Annotated in this window: 20 protein-coding genes and 1 riboswitch; of the genes, 9 read left to right on the forward strand and 11 right to left on the reverse strand. The window is 64.4% G+C overall.

Going from position 1 to position 24,342, the window contains the following annotated elements; translation table 11 throughout:
• Positions 1-12 precede the first annotated feature (12 nt).
• Positions 13-1,149: an FAD-binding oxidoreductase gene (locus tag CKW24_RS21350; RefSeq protein ID WP_095170152.1), complete on the reverse strand. Its 1,137-nt coding sequence runs from the start codon at positions 1,147-1,149 to the stop codon at positions 13-15.
• A 186-nt stretch (positions 1,150-1,335) separates the two neighbouring features.
• Here CKW24_RS21350 and CKW24_RS21355 point away from each other — a divergent pair, with 186 nt between their 5' ends.
• Positions 1,336-1,959, forward strand: coding sequence for a helix-turn-helix domain-containing protein (locus CKW24_RS21355; RefSeq protein WP_095170153.1), 624 nt, complete (start codon positions 1,336-1,338; stop codon positions 1,957-1,959).
• A gap of 13 nt (positions 1,960-1,972) precedes the next feature.
• Here CKW24_RS21355 and CKW24_RS21360 read toward each other — a convergent pair whose 3' ends face one another.
• From CKW24_RS21360 to CKW24_RS21370, 3 genes are all read right to left on the reverse strand, one after another.
• A complete protein-coding gene (locus CKW24_RS21360) occupies positions 1,973-2,401 on the reverse strand; it encodes an N-acetyltransferase (protein ID WP_095170154.1) in 429 nt (142 codons plus the stop codon).
• 1 nt (position 2,402) lies between these two features.
• Positions 2,403-3,122: an SDR family oxidoreductase gene (locus CKW24_RS21365; RefSeq protein ID WP_095170155.1), complete on the reverse strand. Its 720-nt coding sequence runs from the start codon at positions 3,120-3,122 to the stop codon at positions 2,403-2,405.
• 247 nt (positions 3,123-3,369) lie between these two features.
• On the reverse strand, positions 3,370-5,262 hold the full coding sequence (locus CKW24_RS21370) for a sigma-54-dependent Fis family transcriptional regulator (RefSeq protein ID WP_095170156.1): 1,893 nt from the start codon (positions 5,260-5,262) through the stop codon (positions 3,370-3,372).
• A 333-nt stretch (positions 5,263-5,595) separates the two neighbouring features.
• Between CKW24_RS21370 and CKW24_RS21375 the strand changes: the two genes are divergently transcribed.
• From CKW24_RS21375 to CKW24_RS21395, 5 genes are all read left to right on the forward strand, one after another.
• On the forward strand, positions 5,596-6,672 hold the full coding sequence (locus CKW24_RS21375; RefSeq protein WP_095170157.1) for an ATP-NAD kinase family protein: 1,077 nt from the start codon (positions 5,596-5,598) through the stop codon (positions 6,670-6,672).
• Between the two features lie 2 nt (positions 6,673-6,674).
• Complete coding sequence (locus CKW24_RS21380; protein ID WP_095170158.1) at positions 6,675-7,652, forward strand: thiamine pyrophosphate-dependent dehydrogenase E1 component subunit alpha; 978 nt, start codon at positions 6,675-6,677, stop codon at positions 7,650-7,652.
• A gap of 34 nt (positions 7,653-7,686) precedes the next feature.
• Positions 7,687-8,706: an alpha-ketoacid dehydrogenase subunit beta gene (locus tag CKW24_RS21385; protein ID WP_095170159.1), complete on the forward strand. Its 1,020-nt coding sequence runs from the start codon at positions 7,687-7,689 to the stop codon at positions 8,704-8,706.
• Positions 8,703-9,815 (forward strand): acetoin dehydrogenase dihydrolipoyllysine-residue acetyltransferase subunit, encoded by a 1,113-nt coding sequence (locus CKW24_RS21390; RefSeq protein ID WP_095170160.1) that lies wholly within the window; start codon positions 8,703-8,705, stop codon positions 9,813-9,815. Before CKW24_RS21385 ends, CKW24_RS21390 begins: the two co-directional genes overlap by 4 nt.
• Before the next feature lie 90 nt (positions 9,816-9,905).
• Positions 9,906-10,970 carry a 2,3-butanediol dehydrogenase gene (locus CKW24_RS21395; protein ID WP_237235009.1) on the forward strand — a complete coding sequence of 355 codons (1,065 nt, stop codon included), beginning with the start codon at positions 9,906-9,908 and terminating at the stop codon, positions 10,968-10,970.
• A gap of 18 nt (positions 10,971-10,988) precedes the next feature.
• On the opposite strand, the gene CKW24_RS21400 is transcribed toward CKW24_RS21395, so the two are convergent.
• On the reverse strand, positions 10,989-12,485 hold the full coding sequence (locus CKW24_RS21400; RefSeq protein WP_095170162.1) for a PLP-dependent aminotransferase family protein: 1,497 nt from the start codon (positions 12,483-12,485) through the stop codon (positions 10,989-10,991).
• 150 nt (positions 12,486-12,635) lie between these two features.
• Here CKW24_RS21400 and CKW24_RS21405 point away from each other — a divergent pair, with 150 nt between their 5' ends.
• Positions 12,636-13,835: a benzoate/H(+) symporter BenE family transporter gene (locus CKW24_RS21405; protein ID WP_095170163.1), complete on the forward strand. Its 1,200-nt coding sequence runs from the start codon at positions 12,636-12,638 to the stop codon at positions 13,833-13,835.
• Between the two features lie 55 nt (positions 13,836-13,890).
• On the opposite strand, the gene CKW24_RS21410 is transcribed toward CKW24_RS21405, so the two are convergent.
• Positions 13,891-14,322: a glycine zipper domain-containing protein gene (locus tag CKW24_RS21410; protein WP_095170164.1), complete on the reverse strand. Its 432-nt coding sequence runs from the start codon at positions 14,320-14,322 to the stop codon at positions 13,891-13,893.
• A 93-nt stretch (positions 14,323-14,415) separates the two neighbouring features.
• The gene (gene metH, locus CKW24_RS21415) at positions 14,416-18,126 is read right to left on the reverse strand and encodes a methionine synthase (RefSeq protein ID WP_095170165.1); all 3,711 of its coding nucleotides are present in this window, start codon (positions 18,124-18,126) and stop codon (positions 14,416-14,418) included.
• A gap of 154 nt (positions 18,127-18,280) precedes the next feature.
• On the opposite strand from metH, the gene CKW24_RS21420 reads away from it, so the two are divergent.
• Both CKW24_RS21420 and nfuA read left to right on the forward strand, forming a co-directional pair.
• Entirely contained in the window at positions 18,281-20,572 is a 2,292-nt protein-coding gene (locus CKW24_RS21420) for a fatty acid cis/trans isomerase (RefSeq protein ID WP_095170166.1), read from the forward strand.
• A gap of 138 nt (positions 20,573-20,710) precedes the next feature.
• Positions 20,711-21,295, forward strand: a complete 585-nt coding sequence (gene nfuA / locus CKW24_RS21425; RefSeq protein WP_045057579.1) for a Fe-S biogenesis protein NfuA — start codon at positions 20,711-20,713, stop codon at positions 21,293-21,295.
• Between the two features lie 196 nt (positions 21,296-21,491).
• Here nfuA and cobM read toward each other — a convergent pair whose 3' ends face one another.
• From cobM to CKW24_RS21445, 4 genes are all read right to left on the reverse strand, one after another.
• Positions 21,492-22,238, reverse strand: a complete 747-nt coding sequence (cobM, locus tag CKW24_RS21430; protein WP_095170167.1) for a precorrin-4 C(11)-methyltransferase — start codon at positions 22,236-22,238, stop codon at positions 21,492-21,494.
• An 80-nt stretch (positions 22,239-22,318) separates the two neighbouring features.
• Positions 22,319-22,732, reverse strand: coding sequence for a cobalamin biosynthesis protein (locus CKW24_RS21435; protein WP_095170168.1), 414 nt, complete (start codon positions 22,730-22,732; stop codon positions 22,319-22,321).
• Positions 22,729-23,433, reverse strand: coding sequence for a CbtA family protein (locus tag CKW24_RS21440; RefSeq protein WP_095170169.1), 705 nt, complete (start codon positions 23,431-23,433; stop codon positions 22,729-22,731). The genes CKW24_RS21435 and CKW24_RS21440 overlap by 4 nt, the downstream gene beginning before the upstream one ends.
• Before the next feature lie 11 nt (positions 23,434-23,444).
• Positions 23,445-23,633: a CbtB-domain containing protein gene (locus CKW24_RS21445; protein WP_095170170.1), complete on the reverse strand. Its 189-nt coding sequence runs from the start codon at positions 23,631-23,633 to the stop codon at positions 23,445-23,447.
• A 98-nt stretch (positions 23,634-23,731) separates the two neighbouring features.
• A riboswitch (cobalamin riboswitch) is annotated at positions 23,732-23,958 on the reverse strand.
• Positions 23,959-24,342 lie beyond the last annotated feature (384 nt).

Raw genomic sequence — 24,342 nt, forward strand, 5'->3', positions numbered from 1 at the left:
TTGGGTGAGTGATTAACGCAAGCGCGCCGGCGCCAGGCGCAGGGGATCGACGCCTTGCTGGTGCAGGTGGTCGGGCAAGGGTTGATCCAGCAGCAGGGCGCAGGCCAGTTGCGAGACCGCGGCGGCGGACTGGATGCCATAGCCGCCCTGGGCCGCCAGCCAGAAGAAGCCTGCGCATTGATCGTCCCAGCCGACCACCAGGTCGCCATCGGCGACGAAGGAGCGCAAGCCGGCCCAGCTGTGGCGCGGGCGACGAATCTGCAAAGAGGTAGCGGCTTCGATGTGATAGATCCCGGTGGCGATATCCAGCTCTTCGGGCATCACGTCCTGGGCGTGTACGGGGTCGGCGTTGGCCGGCGAGCCCAGCAACTGGCCGGCATCGGGCTTGAAGTAGAAACTCTCGTCGATGCCGATCACCGCGGGCCAGCGGGAGAAATCGGTGTCTGTGGGGCCGTCGAAGGTAAAGGCGCTGCGCCGGCACGGCTGCAGGCCAATCGGGGCCACACCGCACTGCTGCGCGACATGGTCAGCCCAGGCGCCGGCCGCGTTGACCAGGGTTCGCCCACGCACTTGACGGCCGTCGGCCAGGGTCAGGGCCCAGGCATCGCCTTCTCGATTAGCTGCACACAGTTCGGCATCACACATCAGTTCACCGCCGGCGCGGCGCATGGCCCGCAGAAAACCCTGGTGCAGGGCGTGCACATCGAGGTCTCGGGCATCGGTTTCGAGGATCGCCCCGCCGATTGCCTCGGCCCGCAGGCACGGCACCAGGGCCAGGGCTTGCTCGGCGTCGATCAAGGACACATTGGCCGCGCAGCTGCGCAGGCTGGCATAGGTTTGTTCGAGCAGGGGCTGTTGTTGCGGGCTGGCGATGTACAGGCAGCCCCGGGGTTCCAGCAGCGGATGTTCCGTAAACCCTGCCGGCGGTTGTTCGTAGAACGCCCGGCTGGCACGGGTCAGCGCCTGGATCTGCGGGGTGCCGTAGGCTTCCATGAACATTGCGGCGGAGCGGCCGGTGGCGTGATAGCCGGGCTGCGACTCGCGCTCCAGGACCAGCACACTGGCCTGTCCCGCCAGGCGATAGGCCAGGGAGGCCCCTGCAATACCGCCGCCGATGATAACGAAATCGAAACAATCGCTGTCGTGCATGCCCAAGGACCTCCGTGGTGGGTGGGGGGAGAAATGACGACGCCCGCACCGGCTGGATAAATTCTCACATAAGAGAAATGTAAGATATGAGAATTTGCCAGTCAAGCCATTGCCTTGAGGTAATATCGCGCCACGCATCCGGCCCGGCTCCCCAGGGCCTGAAAATTGGTATGACAGAGAGACTGCATGAGTTCCAGCCGCCCACCGCTCGCCTCCAATACCCAGGCCCATCCACTGATTGACCGAGCCCAGGTTGGCGCACGCCTGCGGGCGATCCGCAAACTCCAGAAGTTGACCCTCAAGCAATTGTCCGAACGTTCAGGCGTGGCCTTGTCGACCCTGTCGAAAATGGAGTTGGCCCAAGTCTCGGTGAGCTACGAAAAACTTGCGGCGGCGGCGCGTGCCCTGAGCGTCGACATTGCCCAGTTGTTCAGCCCGGCCAAGGACCGTACGGACCTGGTGCAACCGACAGTGGTCAGCACGGCCATCGACAGTGCCGCGGGCTACAGCACCGGCAACTACGACTACCACCCAATGGCCGGCGATTTCCCCGGGCGCAGCATGACGCCGATGTACGCGCGGATCTTTGCCCGGGAACTGACCCAGTTCGACGACTACATCCGCCACCCCGGGCAAGAGTTCGCCCTGGTGCTCAGCGGGCGGGTGCGCATCCAGTTCGAAACCGGCGAGTCCATCAGCATCGGCTGCCGCGAAACTGCCTATTTCAATAGCGCCATTGGTCATATCTACCTGGCGCAAAGCGATGACGGGGCGGATGCCGAAGTGATGGTGGTGATGTCGGAGCGCTGAGCCCGCCTGGTGGTTATCGGCTGGTGCTACGCATGCTGTATTCGCGGTGGCCGGTGTGTGCGTCCGTCTGCTCGCTGACCACGACGAAGCCCTGGGCCAGATAGAACCGACAGCTGGCCTGGTTCTCCTGGTAAACCGACAGGTTCAGCACGGCTCTCTGGTTTTTCGCATGGGCGAGCAACTGGCTGCCAATGCCCTGGCCTTGCAATGCCGGCGCGACAAACAGGGCGGCCAAATTGTCACCGTGCAGCGCATGGAAGCCGACTACCCCACCGTCACGCTCGAACACGTAGACCTCTGAGGCTGGCAGGTAAAGCGTGCGCATGGCGTCGACCTGGGATAACCAGAACGAGGCGTCGATAAAATCGTGGGCCTGGATAGAAGCTGACAGCCAGATATCCAGGACCGCGTCGGTGTCCTGCGGGGTACTGATCCTGATCATTTCAGAAGCGCTCATCCAGCAGGGCCGGCAGGGTAATGTCCTTGACGTAGCTGGCCGCGGACAGGCTCAGCACCATGCGCACTACCTGCACCACGTCGTGGACCGGAATCAACTGGCCTTCGCCACGCTGTTCGGCCAACTCGCGGGGCGTGCTGAGCGGGTCGTCGGTGTTCAGGTAGCCCAGGTTCAGGCAGGTGACCGCCAGGCGTTGCTGACGGTAGCCTTCGCGCAGTGCATCGGCGATCCCATGCAGGGCAAACTTGGAGGCGCCGAAGGCCACTTCCGGACGACCACTTTGTGCCAGGCCGGAGGTCGAGCCGGTGAGGATGATCCGTGGGTTTGGGCTTTTCAGCAGCAGCGGCAGCAGGCGTTTGATCAGCAGGATAGGCGCGGTGATGTTGCAACTGACGATGGCTTGCAGTTGCTGGTCGTCATCGGCAAGGAAGCTGTAGGCCGGATCAAACGCGCGCTCTTCCCAGATGCCCAGGTTGTAGACCAGGGTGTCGAGGCCGTCGCCCGCCACCGCCTGCTCGATGACCCGCGCTGCCTCGGCCGGTTCGCCGAGGTTGGCTTCCAGCCAGCGCACCTGCACTCCGGCGAGGGGCAGCAGGTTTTCCGGGCGGCTGCGGGAAACCCCGATCAGCGTGTCCCCGGGCTCCCCCAGGCCCTCGATCAAGGCTCTGCCCAATCCTTTGCTAGCACCGACCACCAGGGTTTTCATCGATTGTCTCCTTGACCCGACTGACAGAATTGAGCGCGGATGCAAACAGAGGTGGGGGGTGTTGGCAATTGACCGGATGTTTCCAGATATGACCAGGTGTGTGGGGCATGCAAAACTGCAAGCCACCACCCCCCTGTAGGAGCGAGCTTGCTCGCGATGGGGCCAGTGCATTCAACATCAATGTCGCCTGACACACCGCCATCGCGAGCAAGCTCGCTCCCACAGGTTTGAACGCTGTATGCGGGATTCAGGCTGGGCTTCTCCCCGGCATCTCGATGCCATGCTGGTGCACCCGGCGGTACAGGGTTGCCCGGGAGATGCCGAGGGCCTTGGCGGTGGCTGTGGGTTTCCAGCGGTGACGGATCAGGGCGTCGATCAGGGCCTGGCGTTGCGGGCTGGGCTCGAGCTCCCGGGCATCCTCGAGCACCGGGCCGAGCAGGCCCTGGCTGTGCAGGGGTTCGGGCAGGTGGCCGGGCTGGATCAGCGGCCCTTCGCACACCGCGCAGGCGTAGCGCAGCACGTGGCGCAACTGCCGGACATTGCCTGGCCAGCGATAGCCGAGCAGGCACTCCAGGGCGGCGCTGCCCAGTTGCAGGGTAGTAGCGCAGTGGCTCGACTCTTCAGCGAGGATCCGGTTGATCAAGGCCAGGCGGTCACTGCGTTCGCGCAGCGGGGGCAACTGGAAACGCGCGCCCCCCAGGCGAAAGTACAGGTCCTCGCGGAACTCGCCGGCGGCCACCAGGCTTTCCAGGTCACGGTGACTGGCGCAGATCACCTGCAGGTCCACCGCCTTGCGCCGTGAAGCGCCCAGGGGGGCCACTTCGCCTTCCGCCAGCACCCGCAGCAGGCGGGTCTGCAGTGCCAGGGGCATGTCGCCGATCTCGTCGAGGAACAGCGTGCCGCCATCGGCCTGTTGCAGCAGACCGGGCATGCCCTTGTGCGAGGCACCGGTAAAGGCCCCGGCGACGTAGCCGAACAACTCGCTCTCGATCAGGCTTTCCGGGATGGCCGCACAGTTGATCGCGACGAAGGGTTGCTCCCGGCGTTGGCTGGCCTGGTGCAATTGGCGGGCGAAGACTTCCTTGCCCGAGCCGGTCTCACCCTGGATCAGCACCGGCAGGTTGCGGTCCTTGACCCGTACCGCCAGGCGCAGGCTCTCGGCCAGGCGTGGGTCCAGTTCGGCCGGGCTCAACACCAGGCGCTGTCGGCTGCGGTTGCTGCGGCGGGGCGCGCTCAGGCGTCCGTGCAAGGCCTGGGTGCCCGCCTGGTGGTGCAACAGGCACAGCGATTCGTCGCGGGCGGCCTGCAGCTGTGCTTGATCGAACACCTGGCCGATATGTTCCGGCAGCCGGCCAAAGCCGTGCAGCAGCCATTGGCGCGCCGCCGGGTTGAGCGCTTGCAGGCGACCGTCGTCGTCCCAGGCCAGCAGGTAATCGGGCTGGCTGTCGACGTACCCCGGGCTGCGGTGCGCGCGCAGCACCCAGTAGCCCTGGACGCTGTTCATGAAAAACGCCTGTTCGATTTCCCGCGCGCTCTGCACCACCATCTGCCGGATCAGGTGCTGGGAACGACGCTCGTCCGGCGAGCGCACGGCCGAGACGTCGAGCACTCCGAGCAACTCACCCTGAGGGTCGAACACCGGTGCCGCGGAGCAGGTGAGGCCGATAAAGGCCGCCCGAAAGTGGTCGCGCTTGTGCACCGTCACCGGGGTGCGGGCGGTGAGTACCGCGGCCACGCCGCAGGTGCCTTCTTCGCCCTCCGACCAGCAGGTACCCAGGTACAGGCCGGCTTTCTGGCAATCGTTGCGGATCGTGCTTTCGACCCGGTAGTCGATGGTCTGGCCCTGGGCATCGGTGAGCAGCACGCAGTAGTCGGCATCCCGCACGCGGCCGTGGAGGCGGGCGACTTCTTCGCTGGCGATGCGCAAGAACAGCTCCGAGCGCTCGCGGCATTCCTGCAGCACGTTGTGCGAAAGGATCCGTGGCCCCTGCAGCGAGCCGGGGTCCAGATGGTGTTGCTCCATGGAGCGGCGCCAGGAGTCGAGGATCAGGTCGGGCACAGGCAACTGCGGCAAATGGGCAGCGTTCTTCAAGACCCGGCTGACGCAATCCACGTGCGCCTTCGAGTGTACGGAAAGCATTCAGGCCTCCGGTTCCAGCTTCTTGTCGTTGTGCGGCCATTAAGCGCCGATCAATGCCCGCAGACAAGCGCCAGGGGGCGCACGGCTGCGCGTGAGACGCGACGTCTCACGGTCTCGGTGCCGCCCCGTGCAACCTGACATCCGACGTCTCAACCGGACCTGGCCCGGCGTTGCGATCAGGCGGATGAAAAGCCTCTGTAACGGGCTTCTCCGGCGGTTATTGGGAAACTGGCACCGGCCTTGCTCTAGCCCTGGCAAGCCTGACAACAATAATTCGAGGTGCCTTATGTCCTGCCATTGCGGCTTTGTGCCTGAGCTGTCCCGGAGCGCGCCATGAGCCGCCCGCCGTTGACCGTGGGAATCATCGCCAACCCGGCGTCCGGGCGTGACGTGCGCCGCCTGACCGCCAACGCCGGGCTGTTTTCCAGCACCGACAAGGTCTCGGTGATCCAGCGCCTGCTCGCCGCCTTTGGGGCCACCGGCATCGAGCGGGTGCTGCTGCCCACCGACATGACCGGTATCGCCGCCGCCGTCCAGAAAAACAGCCACAGCCGCCAGGCCCGCGAGAGCCACTGGCCGGCCCTGGAGTTTCTCGACATCACCTTGCGCCAGAGCGTCGCCGACACCCGCCAGGCCGCGCGCCTGATGGCCGAGCGCGGCGTCAGCCTGGTCGCCGTGCTCGGCGGCGACGGCACCCACAAGGCGGTGGCCGGCGAGATCGGCGACATCCCCATGCTGACCCTTTCTACCGGCACCAACAACGCTTTCCCGGAACTGCGCGAAGCCACCAGTGCCGGCCTGGCCGGTGGCTTGTACGCCAGCGGACGGATTCCCCCGGCCATCGCCCTGCGTCGCAACAAGCGGCTGGTGGTGCGGGAGCCGAACCGGGGCCTGTGCGAGATCGCCCTGGTGGATGTCGCGGTGTCCTCGTTGCCCTTCGTCGGCGCCCGGGCCATTAGCCGAGCCGCGGACCTGGCACAAGTCTTCGTGACTTTTGCCGAGCCGCAATCGATCGGCCTGTCGGCCCTCTGCGGGCTGTGGTTGCCGGTGTCGCGGCAGGCGCCGGGCGGGGCCTGGATGCGCCTCGATGGCCAATCCCCGGAGGCCCTGCTGGTGCCGCTGGCGCCCGGGCTGCTGCAAGGCTGCGGCGTGCTGGCGGCCGGCAGCCTGGAACCCGGCGTCGCCCATGGCCTGGCGCTCGCCAGCGGGACCCTGGCCCTGGACGGCGAGCGCGAGATCGAATTCAACGTCCACGACCGACCCACCGTCACCCTCGATGCCGGCGGCCCGCTGAGCATCGATGTGCATGCGGCCCTGGCCTATGTCGCGCAAGAGCGCCTGCTGGCCATCGGTCGCGAACACCCGCAACACCCCGTGAACCTTCAGTCCCAAGACACTCCTGGAGAATAAAAATGTCGACACCGCTGACTGCTGAAAAATTGCTGCATGCCTACCAGGTGATGCGCACCATCCGCGCCTTCGAAGAGCGCCTGCACGTGGAATTCGCCACCGGCGAGATTCCCGGTTTTGTCCACCTGTACGCCGGCGAGGAAGCGTCGGCCGCCGGGGTCATGGCCCACCTGGGCGATGACGATTGCATTGCCTCCAACCACCGTGGCCACGGTCACTGCATCGCCAAGGGCGTTGATGTGTACGGGATGATGGCCGAGATCTACGGCAAGAAAACCGGGGTCTGCCAGGGCAAGGGCGGCTCCATGCACATCGCCGACTTCGAGAAGGGCATGCTCGGCGCCAACGGCATTGTCGGGGCCGGCGCACCGCTGGTGGTTGGCGCGGCGCTGGCCGCCCGGCTCAAGGGCACCGACAGCGTTGCGGTGGTGTTCTTCGGCGACGGCGGCTCCAACGAAGGGGCTGTGTTCGAAGCGATGAACATGGCCTCGGTGTGGAACCTGCCGTGCCTGTTCATTGCCGAGAACAACGGCTATGCCGAGGCCACGGCCTCCAACTGGTCGGTGGCCTGCGACCATATCGCCGACCGCGCCGCCGGTTTCGGCATGCCCGGGGTCACGGTGGATGGGTTCGACTTCTTTGCCGTCCACGAAGCCGCCGGCGCCGCCGTGGAGCGGGCCCGGGCCGGGGAGGGGCCGTCGCTGATCGAGGTCAAGCTGACCCGCTACTACGGTCACTTCGAAGGTGATGCCCAGACCTATCGGGCCCCGGACGAGGTCAAGCATTTCCGTGAGCACAACGACTGCCTGATGCAGTTTCGCGAGCGCACCACCCGCGCCGGCTTGCTTGAGGCCAGCCAACTGGACCGCATCGACCAGGAGGTCGAGTCGTTGATCGAGAACGCCGTGCGCAAGGCCAAGTCCGACCCCAAGCCGAGCGCGACCGACCTGCTGACCGACGTCTACGTCTCCTATCCCTGAACGCCCCCCTATAACAAGAATCGAGACTTTCATCATGGCGAGAAAAATCAGTTATCAGCAGGCAATCAACGAAGCCCTGGCCCAGGAAATGCGCCGCGATCCCAGCGTGTTCATCATGGGTGAAGACGTTGCCGGCGGTGCCGGTGCCCCTGGCGAAAACGATGCCTGGGGCGGCGTACTGGGCGTGACCAAGGGCCTCTATCACCAGTTTCCCGGGCGGGTGCTCGACACCCCGTTGTCGGAACTGGGGTATGTCGGCGCGGCGGTGGGGGCGGCGACCTGTGGCGTGCGTCCGGTGTGTGAGTTGATGTTCGTCGACTTCGCCGGTTGCTGCCTGGACCAGATCCTCAACCAGGCCGCTAAATTTCGCTACATGTTCGGCGGCAAGGCCGCCACGCCGCTGGTGATTCGCACCATGGTCGGCGCCGGGCTGCGCGCCGCTGCCCAGCACTCGCAAATGCTCACCTCCCTGTGGACCCACATCCCGGGCCTGAAAGTGGTCTGCCCCTCGTCCCCCTACGACGCCAAGGGCTTGCTGATCCAGGCCATTCGCGACAACGACCCGGTGATTTTCTGCGAGCACAAATTGCTCTACAGCATGCAGGGCGACGTGCCGGAAGAGCTCTACACGATCCCGTTTGGCGAGGCCAACTTCCTGCGCGATGGCAAGGACGTGACCCTGGTGTCCTACGGGCGCACCGTCAACACCGCGATGGACGCGGCCCGCAGCCTGGCCGGGCGCGGTATCGACTGCGAGGTGATCGACCTGCGCACCACCAGCCCGCTGGACGAAGACAGCATCCTCGAAAGCGTCGAGAAGACCGGGCGCCTGGTGGTGATCGACGAAGCCAACCCGCGCTGCTCGATGGCCACCGACATCTCGGCGCTGGTGGCGCAAAAGGCCTTCGGCGCACTCAAGGCGCCGATTGAAATGGTCACCGCGCCGCACACCCCGGTGCCGTTTTCCGATGCCCTGGAAGACCTCTACATCCCTGACGCGGCGAAGATCGAGAACGCCGTGCTCAAGCTGATTGAGTGGAGCAAGCGTTCATGAGCCAGATCCATACCCTGACCATGCCCAAGTGGGGCCTGTCGATGACCGAAGGCCGGGTGGATGCCTGGCTCAAGGAGCCGGGGCAAGCCATCAACAAGGGCGACGAAGTGCTGGACGTGGAGACCGACAAGATCTCCAGCAGTGTCGAGGCGCCGTTTTCCGGGGTGCTGCGACGCCAGATCGCCCGCCAGGACGAAACCCTGGCCGTCGGTGCCTTGCTCGGGATTGTGGTCGAGGGCGACGCCAGCGAGGCCGAGATCGATGCCGTGGTCGAGCAGTTCCAGGCGGCGTTCGTGCCGGGTGCCGGCGCCGAGGAAGACCTGGGACCGAAACCGCAGAAGGTCGAGCTCGATGGCCGGGTGATCCGTTACTTCGAGCGCGGCACAGGCGGTATCCCATTGGTGCTGGTGCACGGCTTTGGTGGCGACCTGAACAACTGGCTGTTCAACCACCAGGCCCTGGCGGCCGAACGCCGGGTGATCGCCCTGGACCTGCCCGGGCATGGCGAGTCGAGCAAGCAACTGCAACGCGGCGACCTGGATGAGTTGAGCGGCGTGCTGCTGGCCTTGCTCGATCACCTGGATATCGCCCAGGTGCACCTGGTGGGCCATTCCATGGGCGGCGCGGTGTCCTTGAATGCGGCGCGCCTGGCGCCCCAGCGGGTGCGCTCGCTGAGCCTGATCGGCAGCGCCGGCCTGGGCCCGCAAATCAACGGCGACTACCTGCAAGGCTTCATCGAAGCAGGCAACCGCAATGCCCTCAAGGCGCCGCTGGTGCAACTGTTCTCCAACGCCGAGCTGGTCAACCGGCAGATGCTCGAAGACATGCTCAAGTACAAGCGCCTGGAAGGGGTCGACGATGCGCTGCGGCAACTGGCGAACACGCTGTTTCACGCGGGCCGGCAACAGGTCGACCTGCGTGCCGTGGTGCAGGACGCCCGGCACCCGGTGTTGGTGATCTGGGGCAGCGACGACGCGATCATTCCGGCGGCCCATAGCCAAGGTCTGGCAGCCCAGGTCGAGATCCTGCCGGGCCAGGCGCACATGGTGCAGATGGAAGCGGCGGAGCAGGTCAACTGCTTGCTCCTGGACTTCGTGCAGAGCCACTGAACGCGCTCCCGGTGACCCGCGACGGTCACCGGCAGCCTTTGTTTTCAAGGAGATTTCACCATGAGCCTGATCAATAACCCGCCCCGCAGCATGCGCGCCGCCGTCTGGCATGGCCGCCACGATATCCGGGTCGAAGACGTACCGTTGCCCGTGGCACCTCCCGCCGGTTGGGTGCAGATCCGCGTCGAGTGGTGCGGCATCTGTGGTTCCGACCTGCACGAGTATGTGGCCGGGCCGGTGTTCATCCCGGTGGACGCGCCGCATCCGCTGACCGGGATCAAGGGCCAGTGCATCCTCGGTCACGAGTTCTGTGGCGAGATCGTCGAAATCGGCGCCGGGGTCGAGGGCTTCAGTGTTGGCGAACCGGTGGCCGCCGATGCCTGCCAGCATTGCGGCACCTGTTACTACTGCACCCACGGGATGTACAACATCTGCGAGAACCTGGCTTTCACCGGCCTGATGAACAACGGTGCCTTTGCCGAACTGGTCAACGTGCCGGCCAACCTGCTGTACAAGCTGCCGGCCAACTTTCCCGCCGAAGCCGGGGCGCTGATCGAGCCCTTGGCCGTGGGCATGCACGCGGTGAAAAAGGCCGGCAGCCTGCTGGGGCAGAACGTGGTGGTGGTTGGTGCCGGGACCATCGGCCTGTGCACCATCATGTGTGCCAAGGCCGCCGGAGCGGCACAGGTGATCGCCCTGGAAATGTCCGGAGCGCGCAAGGCCAAGGCGCTGGAGGTGGGCGCCAGTCATGTGCTCGATCCCCAGGAGTGTGATGCCCTGGCCGAGGTCCGGCGCCTGACCGGGGGCCTGGGGGCCGATGTCAGTTTCGAATGCATCGGCAACAAGCACACGGCCAAGCTGGCCATCGACCTGATCCGCAAGGCTGGCAAGTGTGTGTTGGTGGGCATCTTCGAGGAGCCCAGCGAATTCAACTTTTTCGAGCTGGTAGCCACCGAGAAACAGGTGCTTGGCGCGCTGGCCTACAACGGCGAGTTCGCCGACGTGATCGCCTTTATCGCCGACGGCCGCCTGGACATCACGCCGCTGGTGACCGGGCGCATCCAGTTGGAGCAGATCGTCGGCCAAGGCTTCGAGGAACTGGTCAACAACAAGGAGCACAACGTCAAGATCATCGTCTCACCCAGCCGTATCTAAAGCCTCCCGGGCGGGTGCTTAATCGAGGGACCGCCCGGCGAGCTGGGCCTCAATCAGTTGGCACAGGCTGCGTACCGCTGCTGGCATGGCGTCTGCCGCGGTGTTGCCAAAACCCAGCAGGAGTCCATGGCGCGCCGCGGTCGGGCGCGTCACCCACAGGCTCGACAATGACCCCGCGCCGATCTGTCGGCGGCGTGCGGCCAGGGTCAGCGCCTGGTCGTCACAGCCTTCAGGCAAGTACGCCAGCAGGTGCAAGCCGGTGGCCGCCGTCGCCACTGAAAGCAGGCCATCGGCGTGGCTGTCGAGGGCTGCGAGCAAGGCGGCGCGGCGCTCGCTATAGAGTGCCTTGGCGCGGCGAATATGACTGCCCAGGTGGCCGTTGCCAATGAAGTCGGCGGCCGTCGCCTGCAATGACTTAGGCACCCGATGCCCGCTGCCGTTGCGCACCCGTTGCAGGACATCCACCAAGCCCTCTGGCGCCACCAGGAACCCCAGGCGCAGGCCGGGGATCAACAGCTTGCTCAAGGTGCCCACATAAATCACCCGGCCGTTGTGGCCATCCAGCGCCTTGAGCGCAGGGGTCGGTCCACAGTCATAGCGGAACTCGCTGTCGTAGTCGTCTTCGAGGATCAGCGCATTGGCTTGGTCTGCCCATTGCAGCAGGGCCAGGCGCCGGGCCAGGCTCATGGTCACGCCGGTGGGGTATTGGTGCGAGGGCGACACCAGTGCCAGCCGGGCATCGGGGGCCAGGAGGCGGCCGGCCTGCACGTCCAGGCCCTCGGCATCCACCGGCACGCCGACGGTTTCCAGCCCGGCGAGGATCAGGCTGCGGTACGTCGCATCGTAGCCGGGGTTTTCGACCCAGGCCCGCTCGCCACGGTCGGTGAGGGCGAGCGCGGCGATCGAGACCGCGGCCTGGGCGCCGGGGGTGATGATGATCTGCTCGGCCGTACAGACCACGCCACGGGCCACTCCCAGATACTCCGCCAGGGCCTGGCGCAAGGGCAGCGAGCCCTGGGGATCGCCGTAGGACGAGTGAGTCGGCAGCCGGCCACGCCAGAATCGCCCTTCGAGTCGGCCCCACAGGGCATAGGGAAAGGCATCCAGGGCAGGAAGGCCGGGGGTCAGCGGCCAGTCGGGATGCCCCAGCGACATGGAGTCCGGCCCGGCCAGTTGCCGGGCGCGCAAGGAGCCGCCCAGTAACCCCGGCGGCGCGGTGGGCGAGGGCGGCGGCCGGGCGTTGATCCGGCTCGCGACATAGGTGCCGGCCCCTTGTCGTGCCTCGCAGAATCCCTCGGCCAGCAGTTGCTCGTAGACCCCGGTCACGGTCATGCGCGACACCCCCAACTCCTGCGCCAGCAGGCGCGAGGCGGGCAGGCGGATGCCGGGCTTCAAGGTGCCGTCGGCGACCCCCTTGCGGAAAAACCGCAGCAGTTGTTCGCGCAATGTCAGCGGGCTGTCGGGGCTGGGGACAAAGGCGTTCCAGACCGGGTAAGCGGTCGCGCGGGTCTTCATGGGCAAGGGACAGCCAAAGGGAAAGTGGTCTAATTTATCTGCTGGAAGTGGATATTTCAAACAGTCCATTTTGTCCCGATACTGGCGCCACTGTTAGCCCAGCTCCCCAGGCCAGGCCTGGTGGCGCGCACGTTTGAAGGTCAATCACGGATGAACCACAGCGCTGTTGCCTTACCCCTGAAATCCAGCGATCTGCTGCACCCGGTCGTGGCGGCCCTGATCTCGGTGATCGTCAATTACGGCGGCACTTTCATCCTGGTATTCCAGGGCGCCACGGCCGCCGGATTCAGTCCTGAGTTGACCGCCTCGTGGATCTGGTCGATCTCGATCGGGGTCGGTTTGACCGGGGCCTGGTTGAGCTACCGCTACCGCGAGCCGATCATCACAGCCTGGTCGACCCCCGGTGCGGCCTTTCTGATCACGGTGCTGCCCCACACGCCTTTTGCCGAAGTCATCGGAGCCTACCTGCTGTCGGCCGCTGGTTTCGTGATACTGGGGTTGTCGGGCTACTTCGAGCGGCTGGTCAGGCTGATTCCGCCGGGGATTGCCGCAGGTCTGCTGGCGGGCATTCTGTTGCGCTTCGGCATGGGCGCGTTTGGTGGCGCGAGTGTCGATCCGCTGCTGGTGGGCGTGCTGATTGTCAGCTACGGCGTACTACGTCGTTTCACCGCCCGCTACGCCATAGTCGGCGTGCTGCTGATCGGTATCGCGCTACTGCTGGGGATGGGCCAAGTCAGTTTCGACCGTGTCGAGTTGAGCCTGGCAGCGCCGGTCTGGACCACGCCTGAGTTTTCCGTCAACGCGCTGCTCAGCGTCGCCTTGCCGTTGTTTCTGATCACCCTCACCGGGCAATACATGCCGGGCATGCTGGTGTTGCGCAACGACGGTTTCACCACCAGCGCCAACCCGATTATCACGGTGACGGGGCTGGGGTCATTGCTGATGGCGCCGTTCGGCTCCCACGCGTTCAACGTGGCGGCGATCACGGCTGCTATCTGCACCGGCCCGGAGTCCCACGAAGAGCCCGGCAAACGCTACATCGCCGGCCTCGCCTGCGGGCTGTTCTATGTGCTGGTGGGGGTATTCGGCACTACCCTGGCCACCTTGTTCGTGGTCCTGCCAGCCACCTTTATCAGCACTTTGGCCGGCCTGGCCTTGCTGGGGGCAATAGGAGGCAGCCTGGCGACGGCGGTGAGTGATGTGCGAGGGCGGGAAACGGCGTTGATCACCTTTTTGGCGACCGCGGCCAATGTCACCTTGCTCGGGCTGGGCGGGGCATTCTGGGGGTTGTTGGTGGGGCTGGCGATGCATGGCTTGATCCATGCCGGGGTGCGGGTGAAGCGCGGGTAAAGGTTGCGGTGTGACCGTGGGAGCTGCCGCAAGGCAGCTCCCTCAAGACCACCAATCAGTGGTTTTTGTTTTTGTGCTTGTTCTTGTGTTTGTGCTTATGGCTGTTGCCGCCAGAGCTGTGATGATCGTCGTCATCGGCCAGGTTGTTGCCAACCGCGCCGCCCGCGGCACCGCCAAGGCCGGCGCCGATGGTCGAGCCGGTGGAGCCGCCCAACTGGTTGCCGATTACCGAGCCACCGGCTGCGCCGAGGCCGCCACCAATCGCGGCTTCATTCTTGTTGCCTTTGGGGGCGGCGATGGCACCGCCCGCAGCACCGCCAACACCCGCACCGATCGCCGCGCCAGTGCTGCCGCCGATCTGTTGGCCGAGGACGTTACCCAGCGCACCACCTATCCCGCCGCCGACGGCAGCAGTGCCATCTCCGGCAGCCATGGCGCCTTGGGTGATCAGAATGCCTAGAGCAAGAGTAGACAGGATCATTCGCATGATGGGGGTCTTCCGTGTGTTCACGCTGTGGGGGGAAACTTGAAGTTTAGAGGGCGCGGCGTCGATAAAGTTCGACCCGCACCCACTCAAGCCTCAGTTGTCATAGCCCAGGTTGGGTGCCAGCCAACGCTCACTCACGCTCAATTCCTGGCCTTTGCGGGCGGTGTAGCTCTGCACCTGATCCTTGTCGATCTTGCCCACGGCAAAATACTGCGCCTGCGGATGGGCGAAGTACCAGCCGCTGACCGCAGCCGCCGGGAACATCGCATAGTGCTCGGTGAGGAACACGCCGCTGCGGCCGGCCTTGAGCTCCGAGGCTTGCGGGTCGAGCAGCTTGAACAGGGTCGACTTCTCGGTGTGATCCGGGCAGGCCGGGTAGCCGGGGGCAGGGCGGATACCGCTGTACTGCTCCTTGATCAGCGCCTCGTTGTCCAGCACTTCGTCCTTGGCATACCCCCAGTGTTCCTTGCGCACCTGTTGGTGCAGCCACTCGGCGCAGGCCTCGGCCAGGCGGTCGGCCAGGGCCTTGACCATGATCGAGTTGTAGTCGTCGCCCGCGTCCTGGTAGGCCTTGGCCACTTCCTCGGCGCCGATCCCGGCGGTGGTGATGAAGCCGCCGACGTAGTCGGTGACGCCGCTGTCCTTGGGTGCAACGAAGTCGGCCAGGGAAAAGTTCGGCTTGCCGTCGGTCTTGATGATCTGCTGGCGCAGGTGGTGCAGGCGGGCGATTGGCTTGCCGTCGTCACCGTAGACTTCCAGGTCGTCGTCGTGCACCTGGTTGGCCGGCCAGAAGCCGAACACCGCACGGGCGCTGATCAGTTTCTCGTCGATCAGCTTGGCGAGCATCTCCTGGGCATCGGCGTACAGCGCGGTAGCGGCTTCACCCACCACTTCGTCCTGCAGGATGCGCGGGAATTTGCCGGCCAGGTCCCAGGAAATGAAGAACGGTGTCCAGTCGATGTATTCGGCCAGGACCTTCAGGTCAATGTTGTCCAGGACCTTGGCGCCGGTGAAGGTCGGCTTCACCGGTGCGTAGCTGCTCCAGTCGAACTGCGGCTTCTTGGCAATCGCCGCTGGGTAGCTCAGGCGTTCGGTGCGGGCGCTGCGGTTGGCGGTACGCTCGCGGACTTCGATGTATTCCTCGCGGGTTTTCGCGACGAATCCGGCCTTCAGTTCCTTGGACAGCAACTGCGTGGCCACGCCCACCGCACGGGAGGCGTCGGTGACGTAGACCACTGCGTCGTTGCTGTACTTGGGTTCGATCTTCACCGCCGTATGGGCCTTGGAGGTGGTCGCGCCACCGATCATCAGCGGCAGGTGGAAGTCCTGGCGCTGCATCTCGCGGGCGACGTGGACCATCTCGTCAAGCGACGGGGTGATCAGGCCGGACAGGCCGATGATGTCGCACTTCTGTTCCTTGGCCACCTGCAGGATCTTCTCCGCCGGGACCATCACGCCGAGGTCGACGATGTCGTAGCCGTTGCACCCCAGGACCACGCCGACGATGTTCTTGCCGATGTCGTGCACGTCGCCTTTCACGGTGGCCATGAGGATCTTGCCCTTGGCCTCCGGTTTGTCGCCTTTTTCCAGTTCGATGAACGGGATCAGGTGGGCTACGGCCTGCTTCATTACCCGGGCGGATTTCACCACCTGGGGCAGGAACATTTTGCCGGCGCCAAACAGGTCGCCGACGATGTTCATGCCGGACATCAACGGGCCTTCGATGACCTCGATCGGCCGGGCGAAGGACTGGCGCGATTCTTCGGTGTCTTCGACGATGTGGGTGGTGATGCCCTTGACTAGCGCGTGTTCCAGGCGCTTGTTGACGGCCCAGCCGCGCCATTCCTCGGTCTCGGCTTCCTTGACGCTGCCATCGCCCTTGTACTTGTCGGCGATGGCGAGGAGGGCGTCGGTGCCGTTCGGGGTACGGTTGAGCACCACGTCTTCCACGGCGTCGCGCAGCTCGCTCGGGATCTGGTCGTAGATCTCCAGTTGGCCGGCGTTGACGATGCCCATGGTCAGGCCGTTGCGGATCGCGTACAGCAGGAACACCGAGTGGATCGCCTCGCGCACCGGGTTGTTGCCACGGAACGAGAACGACACGTTGGACACCCCGCCCGACGTCAGGGCGTAGGGCAGTTCGTCACGGATGTAGGCGCAGGCGTTGATGAAGTCGACCGCGTAGTTGTTGTGCTCCTCGATGCCGGTGGCGACGGCAAAGATGTTCGGGTCGAAGATGATGTCTTCCGGTGGGAAGTCCACTTCGTTGACCAGGATGTCGTAGGAGCGCTTGCAGATTTCTTTCTTGCGCGCTTCGGTGTCGGCCTGGCCGGCCTCGTCGAAGGCCATCACCACCACGGCGGCGCCGTAGCGCTTGCACAGCTTGGCGTGGTGAATGAACTGCTCGACGCCTTCCTTCATGCTGATGGAGTTGACGATGCCCTTGCCCTGGATGCACTTGAGGCCGGCTTCGATCACTTCCCATTTCGAGGAGTCGATCATGATGGGCACGCGGGAGATGTCCGGCTCGCCGGCAATCAGATTGAGGAAGGTGACCATGGCCTTCTTCGAGTCGAGCATGCCCTCGTCCATGTTGATGTCGATCACCTGAGCGCCGGCTTCCACCTGCTGCAGGGCGACTTCGAGGGCTTCGGTGTAGTTGTCTTCGCGAATCAGCCGGGCGAACTTGGCGGAACCGGTGATGTTGGTCCGCTCGCCGACGTTGACGAACAGCGAGTTGCGATCGATGGTGAAGGGCTCCAGGCCCGACAGCCGGCAAGCCTTGGGGATTTCTGGAATCTGCCGCGGGGCATAGCCGGCAACGGCCTTGGCGATGGCCTCGATGTGCCCCGGCGTGGTGCCGCAGCAACCGCCGACGATGTTGAGGAAGCCGCTTTGGGCGAATTCTTCGATGACCCTGGCGGTTTCCTCCGGCAGTTCGTCGTACTCGCCGAACTCGTTCGGCAGGCCGGCGTTGGGGTGCGCCGAGACATGGGTGTTGGCCTTGTTCGACAGCTCTTCGAGGTACGGACGCAGCTCACTGGCACCCAGGGCGCAGTTCAGGCCGACGGAAATCGGCTTGGCGTGGGCAATCGAGTTCCAGAAGGCTTCGGTGGTCTGCCCCGACAGGGTGCGACCGGAAGCATCGGTGATGGTCCCGGAAATCATGATCGGCAGTTCGAAACCCAGCTCCTCGAACACGCCTTGCACAGCGAAAATCGCCGCCTTGGCGTTGAGGGTGTCGAAAATGGTCTCGATCAGGATCAGGTCGGCGCCACCCTCGATCAGGCCCTTGGCGGCTTCGGTGTAGTTCTCCACCAACTCGTCGAAGGTCACGTTGCGGTAGCCGGGGTTGTTGACGTCTGGCGACAGCGAGCAGGTGCGGCTGGTCGGCCCGATCACGCCCGCGACGAAACGCGGCTTGTCCGGGGTTTCCAGGGTTTTGGTGTCGGCCACCTTGCGTGCCAGGCGCGCACCTTCTACGTTCAATTCGTAGGCCAGGCCCTGCATGCCGTAGTCGGCCAGGGATACCTGGGTGGCGTTGAAGGTGTTGGTTTCGAGAATGTCGGCGCCGGCATCCAGGTAGGCCTTCTCGATCGAGCCGATTACGTCCGGGCGAGTCAGGACCAGCAGGTCGTTGTTGCCCTTGACGTCGCTTGGCCAGTCGGCGAAGCGTTTGCCGCGATAATCCTGTTCCTCGAGCTTGTAGCTCTGGATCATCGTGCCCATGCCGCCATCGAGAATCAGGATACGTTCTTTGAGGGCTTGCTTGAGAACGTGGAGGCGAGCACTGCGATCGGACATGGGGACTACCTGGTCAGGCGATTACGAAGGGCCGGAATCATAACAAACCTGTGCGCTATTGGGGCATGAGCAGGATTTGCATGAATATCGCTCATGTTGAAGGTGGAGCCAGACCGGTAGAATCGCGGCGTTTTTCATGATCGGGACCAGGGACATGTCGTATCGCGTTTTCATCAGCCTTTTTGCGCTGCTCATCAGCAGTGCCGCCTTTGCCCAGGGACCGGCGCCGGCGATTTCCTATACCCGCGACATTCAACCGATCTTCACGCAAAAGTGCGTGGCCTGCCACGCCTGCTACGACTCCGCCTGCCAGCTCAACCTGGGCAGTGGCGAAGGCGCAGCGCGGGGCGCGACCAAAATCCCGGTGTACGCCGGCGACCGTAGCAAGGCTGCGAGCCCGACGCGGCTTTATTATGACGCGTTCGGCAAGGCGGCCTGGCAACACAAGGACTTCTACTCGGTACTGGATGCCCAGGGCAGCCAGGCCGCGCTGATGGCGCGCATGCTCGAACTGGGCCATCAGACTCCGTTGCAACCCAACGCCAAGCTGCCGCAAGAGATCGTCCTGGGCCTGAACCGGGCCAACATGTGCCCGCAGCCAGGGGAGTTCGACGCCTATGCCAAGCAGCACCCCAAGGAGGGCATGCCGCTGGCGGTGACCGGCCTGACCACGGCGCAGTACCAGACCCTGCAGCGCTGGCTGGCGTCCGGGGCGCCCATCGATGAACAGGGCCTGGCTCCCAGCGCCCAGGAAGCACTGCAGATCGTGCAGTGGGAAAATCTGCTCAACGCTCCCGGCGCCCGTGAAAGCCTGGTGGCGCGCTGGCTGTATGAGCACTTGTTCCTGGCCCACCTGTACTTCAAGGATGGCGAGCAGGGTCACTTCTTCCAGTGGGTGCGTTCGCGCACGCCCACCGGCCAGCCGATCGACCTGATCAACAGCCGGCGGCCCAACGATGACCCGGGGACCCAGGTGTATTACCGCCTGTGGCCAGTACAAGGGGTGATCGTGCACAAGACCCACATCACCTATCCCTTGAGCCCGGGGAAAATGGCCCGGATCAAGAGCCTGTTCTACAGCGGCAACTGGCAGGTCGACGCCTTGCCCGGCTATGGTCCGGAACGCCGTGCCAACCCGTTCGAGACCTTCCAGGCGATTCCGGCCCAGGCCCGCTACCAGTTCATGCTCGATAACGCCGAGTACTTCGTGCGCACTTTCATTCGTGGGCCGGTGTGCCGCGGACAGATCGCCACCGATGTGATCCGTGACCATTTCTGGGCCATGTTCCAGGCGCCGGAACATGACCTGTATATCGTCGACCCGAACTACCGCGGCCAGGCCACGCCGTTGCTGGCGATGCCCGGGCAGAATGACGACGTCGGCAGTGTGCTGAGCCTGTGGCACGCCTACCGCGACAAGCGCAACGAGTACGAAACCCTGCGCCAGGATGCCTACGCCGATGCCCCGGCGCCGAGTTGGTCGTCCTTGTGGGCGGGTAACGACAACGCCTTGCTGAGCATCTTTCGCCACTTCGACAGTGCCTCGGTGACCAAGGGCCTGATCGGCGACGTACCGCAGACCCTGTGGCTGTTCGACTTCCCGTTGCTGGAGCGCACCTATTACCAGTTGGCGGTGAATTTCGACGTGTTCGGCAACGTGTCCCACCAGGCCCAGACCCGGCTGTATTTCGACCTGATCAGGAATGGCGCCGAGCAGAATTTCCTGCGCTTGATGCCCGCCGACTCCCGCGACGATTACCTCGACGACTGGTACCAGAACAGCGGCAAGTTCAAGATGTGGATGGATTACGCCAGCATCGACAACGACACGCCGACCGCGCTCAAGCTTGCGCCGAAAGACCCCAAGCGCGACTTCGTCCAGCAGTTGCTGGCCCGTTATGGCGACCTCAACGCCCGGCCGGATCCGATCAACCGCTGCAGTGGCGCCTACTGTTCCCGGCCGAACATCGACCCGGCCCTGCAGAATGCCGAGCAAACCCTGAGCCGCCTGACGTCACGCCCGGCGGCTGGGTTGAAGGTGATCGAGCAGATGCCGGAAGCGACCATGCTGCGCATCGAAACCAGCGATGGCAAACGTGAGGTCTACAGCCTGCTGCGCAACCGCGCCCACAGCAACGTGGCGTTCATGCTCGGCGAGTCGCTGCGCTATCAGCCCGGATTGGACACCATGACCTTGTATCCGGGGGTGCTCAGCAGCTATCCGAACTTCATGTTCAACATCCCGGCCGACGAAGTGCCGGAATTCGTCGAAGACATGGAGAACGCCAAGGACGCCCAGCGTTTTGAACGAATCGTCGGGCGCTGGGGCATTCGCCGCAGCCACCCGCAGTTCTGGGTGTATTTCCACGATTTGAGCCAGTACCTCCATGAGACCGACCCGGTGGAAGAGGGCGTGCTGGACATGAACCGCTACGAGAATCTCTGACCCAAACCTGCTGCAGGAGTTGGCAAGCCGGCTCCTGCAGCAGCTGTTTCCGACAGGGCTTTATCCCGACAAAAATACTGGGACTTTGTCCGGCGCCATGATTGGCGTAAACTGCGCCCAAGCCTGCGAGGAATTTCCATGACCGCCATTACCATTACCGACGCCGCCCACGATTATCTGGCTGATCTGCTCTCCAAGCAGAACACCCCGGGGATCGGCATTCGGGTCTTTATCACCCAGCCTGGCACCCAGTACGCCGAAACCTGCATTGCCTACTGCAAGCCGGGCGAAGAAAAACCTGAAGACACCGCGCTGGGGCTCAAGAGCTTCACCGCCTACATCGACTCGTTCAGCGAGGCCTTCCTCGACGACGCCGTGGTCGACTACGCCACCGACCGCATGGGCGGCCAGCTGACCATCAAGGCGCCGAACGCCAAAGTACCGATGGTCAACGCCGACAGCCCGATCAACGAGCGCATCAACTACTACCTGCAAACCGAAATCAACCCGGGGCTGGCCAGCCACGGCGGTCAGGTCAGCCTGATCGACGTCGTGGACGACGGCATTGCCGTGTTGAAGTTCGGTGGCGGCTGCCAGGGCTGCGGCCAGGCGGACGTGACCTTGCGCGAAGGCATCGAGCGCACCCTGCTGGAGCGCGTTCCCGAGCTCAAGGGCGTGCGCGACGTGACCGACCACACGCAGAAAGAAAACGCCTACTACTAAGGTGTTCGCTGCGAGATGAAAAAACGGCGCCCGTGAGCGCCGTTTTTTTATGGCCAACCCTTGTGGAACCTGTAGCAGCTGCCGAGCCCGCGAGGCTGCGTTCGGCTGCGAAGCAGCCGCCAAGGACCCGCACCAACCTGGCGAGGACTGCGTCCTCGAACGCAGCCTCGCGAGCTCGGCAGCTGCTACAAACCCCTCAGGGCCGGTACAGATGCGCGTGCCCGGCCCGGTACAGCGACGACTCGCTGAAGGTGTCCGCTGCCAGCACCCGGCCCACCAGGATCAGCGCCGTGCGTCGGAATCCCTTGGCCTGGACCTTGTCGACGATGTCGTCGAGGGTGCCCAGGACCCAGTCCTGATCCGGCCAACTGGCCTTGTGCACCACGGCAATCGGGCAATCGGCGCCGTAGTGGGGCAGCAGTTCGGCGACGATTTTCGCCAGGTGGTTGACCCCCAGGTGAATCGCCATGGTCGTGCCATGCCGGGCCAGGCTGGCGAACTCCTCACCGGCCGGCATCGTGGTTTTATCGGCGTAGCGGGTCAGGATCACGCTTTGCGCGATGTCCGGCAGGGTCAGTTCGACCCCCAGCAACGCCGCACAGGCCGCCGTGGCCGTGACGCCGGGGATGATTTCGAAGGGGATGCCCAGCGCGCGCAGATGGCGGATCTGCTCGCCAATCGCCCCGTACAGGCTCGGGTCGCCGGAATGCACGCGTGCCACGTCGTGACCCTGGGCGTGGGCTTGGCTGATCAACTCGATGATCTGTTCCAGGTGCAGTTCGGCACTGTTGACCACCTGGTGCGCCCGGTGGCCCTGGAGCACTGCTTCAGGCACCAGTGAGCCGGCGTAGATGATCACCGGGCAGCTGTGAATCAGCCGTTGGCCCTTGACGGTGATCAGTTCCGGGTCGCCGGGACCTGCGCCGATGAAGTAGACGGTCATGGCCGGCTCCTGTGAAAAAACGACAAGGCAAGGCTTCAGATGAAGTTTGCTCATGATCGAAAGGGTGGATTATCGGGATTTTACGAAGCGCAGGCCAATGCAAAGGTGGCCTGGGCGTATTTCTGCCGGCAAATCAGCAGGGTTGCCGGGGCCTGGGCCAGTTGTTCGGCCAGGGCCAGGGCGGCGCTTTCGGCCACGCCATAACAACCGGTGCGTTCGAAGGCGATCTGCGATTGGTGGCTGAGGCGGGCTTGATACTGGGCCAGTTGTTCGCTGCTGAAGTACATCAGCGGCAGTCCCAGTTGGGCGGCCAGTTCAAGCAGTCCCGGCTCCTCGCGCTTGAGGTCGATGCTGGCCAGGGCCTTGATCGAGTGCAGGTCGATCTGGTTCGCCTGCAGGGCCTGATCGAGTAACGCGCGCAGCGTGCTCGCTGGGCAGCCACGCTGGCAGCCCAGGCCGACCACCAGGGTCGGCGCTGCGCGGGTGTCACTCATGCAGGTAACTGGTCTGCGCTTTTGCGGCGGAACAACCAGGCGCTGAGCACGCCCAGGGCCAGCCAGAAAGCCACGTTGGTCAGTTGCGAAGCGATTTTGAACTGCGTTTCCAGTTCTTCCGGCGCCAGCATCGAATGCACGGTCGGTTGGGGCGCGCCGATCACATGGGGTACCGCCAGGATCGCAACGCCCAGCAGCTTGAGCAGCCAGTTGCGGCCGAACGCGATCAGGGCAATGCCGGCGGCGGTCGAGGCCGCCGTAGCGATCCACCACATCTGCCGTTGGCCCAGGTCGGCCGCGGCGGTGCCCGGCAACTCGGGTGGCAGGCCGAGGGTCGGTGCCAGGACGAAGGTGGCATAACCGGCCAGGCCCCAGAGCAGGCCCTGGGAAGTGCGGGTCGGCGCGCGCAGGGTGTAGAGGCCGGCCAGCATCAGGGCAAAACCGACGGCCACCACCAGGTTGCCGCCCGTGGTCGACAGCACACGCTGCCAGCCGTCTTCCGGTTCCCAGGCTTCGCCGTCATGGCTGTGGGCCGCGGTGCCGGCGGCGTGTTCATGGACTTCTGCTGCCGCGGGTGCGGACTGTTCGTAAGTCTCGGCCTGCAGAATCAGCGGGGCGACCCAGAAACTCTGCAACAGCGTCAGCAGCAGGGCAGCCAGCAGCCCGCTGAAACCTGCGGTTTGTGCAATACGCTTGATCATCTGGGCAGGTCTCAGTGGCACGGGAAGGCGGCGCTGTGGCGGGTATCGTGGGCGGCGTTATGCACGGCCTCGATATGGGAGAACCCGGCGAAGTACACTAGGCACACACCCAGGATCGATGCGCCGATGGCGGCAACGAGGCGTTGGCCCAGGGTGGTGGTGCTGGCGGTGGCGTGGCGGGTGCTGGTGATGGTCGACATGGCGCTTCCCTCTGGTCAGTCAGGGGTGAAACGTGCGCATGCAAACCTCCGCGAGCCGGGCACGCAGAGACTTGAACAGCGCCCGCCCACCGCGGGTTTGTTAGCTATGTGTTGCGGGCCGGTCTCCGGGCTCACGAGGGGCGGGCTGTGGCCACACCTGCAAGAATCGCCTTCCCATGCCGTACGACTGGCACAGTGGATCTGACTCTTCGCTCGCTTACCGTTGCGGGGGCAGCACCGGACTGACATGGCTTTGCAGTAAAGCACATGATTCACCGGTTTCCCGTTTCACCCTGTGAAGGGCACCCGTAACAAGGTGTGTAGGAGAGCATGGGCGGGGGATTGGCGTCAATTGGCATGGGTTCTCAATTGGGGGGCTGAGTCGCCGCCATCGCGGCATAGGTATCTACACAACTGTGGTGCGACGTTGCACCTGTGGAGAGAGAACCTGCTTGGGTCGTGACCTCTGGGCCGACCAGGATGTTGGATCAGGCCGAGTACATATCCATTTCTTCGGTAACGGCCTCCTATGGTTCCGCCTGACGGCGGCTCACTTTTGAACAGCCCAAAAGTAAGCAAAAGGCTCTTACCCCACCACTCGGTGCCTCGCTTAGGCTCGGCATGCCCGTACTCCGACATTGATTTGGGGGGCCGCCGCAATGGGCCCTCCCTGGCCCAGTGCGGCTAAACCGGCGTCCTGCCGGTTTAC

Source organism: Pseudomonas sp. Irchel 3H3 (assembly GCF_900187635.1).
Classification (GTDB): Bacteria; Pseudomonadota; Gammaproteobacteria; order Pseudomonadales; family Pseudomonadaceae; genus Aquipseudomonas.

What these genes read in the sequence shown, in the direction of transcription:
- CKW24_RS21350 (WP_095170152.1), bottom strand. Translation starts at nt 1,149, where the DNA reads ATGCACGACAGCGATTGTTTCGATTTCGTTATCATCGGCGGCGGTATT.
- CKW24_RS21355 (WP_095170153.1), top strand. Translation starts at nt 1,336, where the DNA reads ATGAGTTCCAGCCGCCCACCGCTCGCCTCCAATACCCAGGCCCATCCA.
- CKW24_RS21360 (WP_095170154.1), bottom strand. Translation starts at nt 2,401, where the DNA reads ATGATCAGGATCAGTACCCCGCAGGACACCGACGCGGTCCTGGATATC.
- CKW24_RS21365 (WP_095170155.1), bottom strand. Translation starts at nt 3,122, where the DNA reads ATGAAAACCCTGGTGGTCGGTGCTAGCAAAGGATTGGGCAGAGCCTTG.
- CKW24_RS21370 (WP_095170156.1), bottom strand. Translation starts at nt 5,262, where the DNA reads ATGCTTTCCGTACACTCGAAGGCGCACGTGGATTGCGTCAGCCGGGTC.
- CKW24_RS21375 (WP_095170157.1), top strand. Translation starts at nt 5,596, where the DNA reads ATGAGCCGCCCGCCGTTGACCGTGGGAATCATCGCCAACCCGGCGTCC.
- CKW24_RS21380 (WP_095170158.1), top strand. Translation starts at nt 6,675, where the DNA reads ATGTCGACACCGCTGACTGCTGAAAAATTGCTGCATGCCTACCAGGTG.
- CKW24_RS21385 (WP_095170159.1), top strand. Translation starts at nt 7,687, where the DNA reads ATGGCGAGAAAAATCAGTTATCAGCAGGCAATCAACGAAGCCCTGGCC.
- CKW24_RS21390 (WP_095170160.1), top strand. Translation starts at nt 8,703, where the DNA reads ATGAGCCAGATCCATACCCTGACCATGCCCAAGTGGGGCCTGTCGATG.
- CKW24_RS21395 (WP_237235009.1), top strand. Translation starts at nt 9,906, where the DNA reads ATGCGCGCCGCCGTCTGGCATGGCCGCCACGATATCCGGGTCGAAGAC.
- CKW24_RS21400 (WP_095170162.1), bottom strand. Translation starts at nt 12,485, where the DNA reads ATGAAGACCCGCGCGACCGCTTACCCGGTCTGGAACGCCTTTGTCCCC.
- CKW24_RS21405 (WP_095170163.1), top strand. Translation starts at nt 12,636, where the DNA reads ATGAACCACAGCGCTGTTGCCTTACCCCTGAAATCCAGCGATCTGCTG.
- CKW24_RS21410 (WP_095170164.1), bottom strand. Translation starts at nt 14,322, where the DNA reads ATGCGAATGATCCTGTCTACTCTTGCTCTAGGCATTCTGATCACCCAA.
- metH (WP_095170165.1), bottom strand. Translation starts at nt 18,126, where the DNA reads ATGTCCGATCGCAGTGCTCGCCTCCACGTTCTCAAGCAAGCCCTCAAA.
- CKW24_RS21420 (WP_095170166.1), top strand. Translation starts at nt 18,281, where the DNA reads ATGTCGTATCGCGTTTTCATCAGCCTTTTTGCGCTGCTCATCAGCAGT.
- nfuA (WP_045057579.1), top strand. Translation starts at nt 20,711, where the DNA reads ATGACCGCCATTACCATTACCGACGCCGCCCACGATTATCTGGCTGAT.
- cobM (WP_095170167.1), bottom strand. Translation starts at nt 22,238, where the DNA reads ATGACCGTCTACTTCATCGGCGCAGGTCCCGGCGACCCGGAACTGATC.
- CKW24_RS21435 (WP_095170168.1), bottom strand. Translation starts at nt 22,732, where the DNA reads ATGAGTGACACCCGCGCAGCGCCGACCCTGGTGGTCGGCCTGGGCTGC.
- CKW24_RS21440 (WP_095170169.1), bottom strand. Translation starts at nt 23,433, where the DNA reads ATGATCAAGCGTATTGCACAAACCGCAGGTTTCAGCGGGCTGCTGGCT.
- CKW24_RS21445 (WP_095170170.1), bottom strand. Translation starts at nt 23,633, where the DNA reads ATGTCGACCATCACCAGCACCCGCCACGCCACCGCCAGCACCACCACC.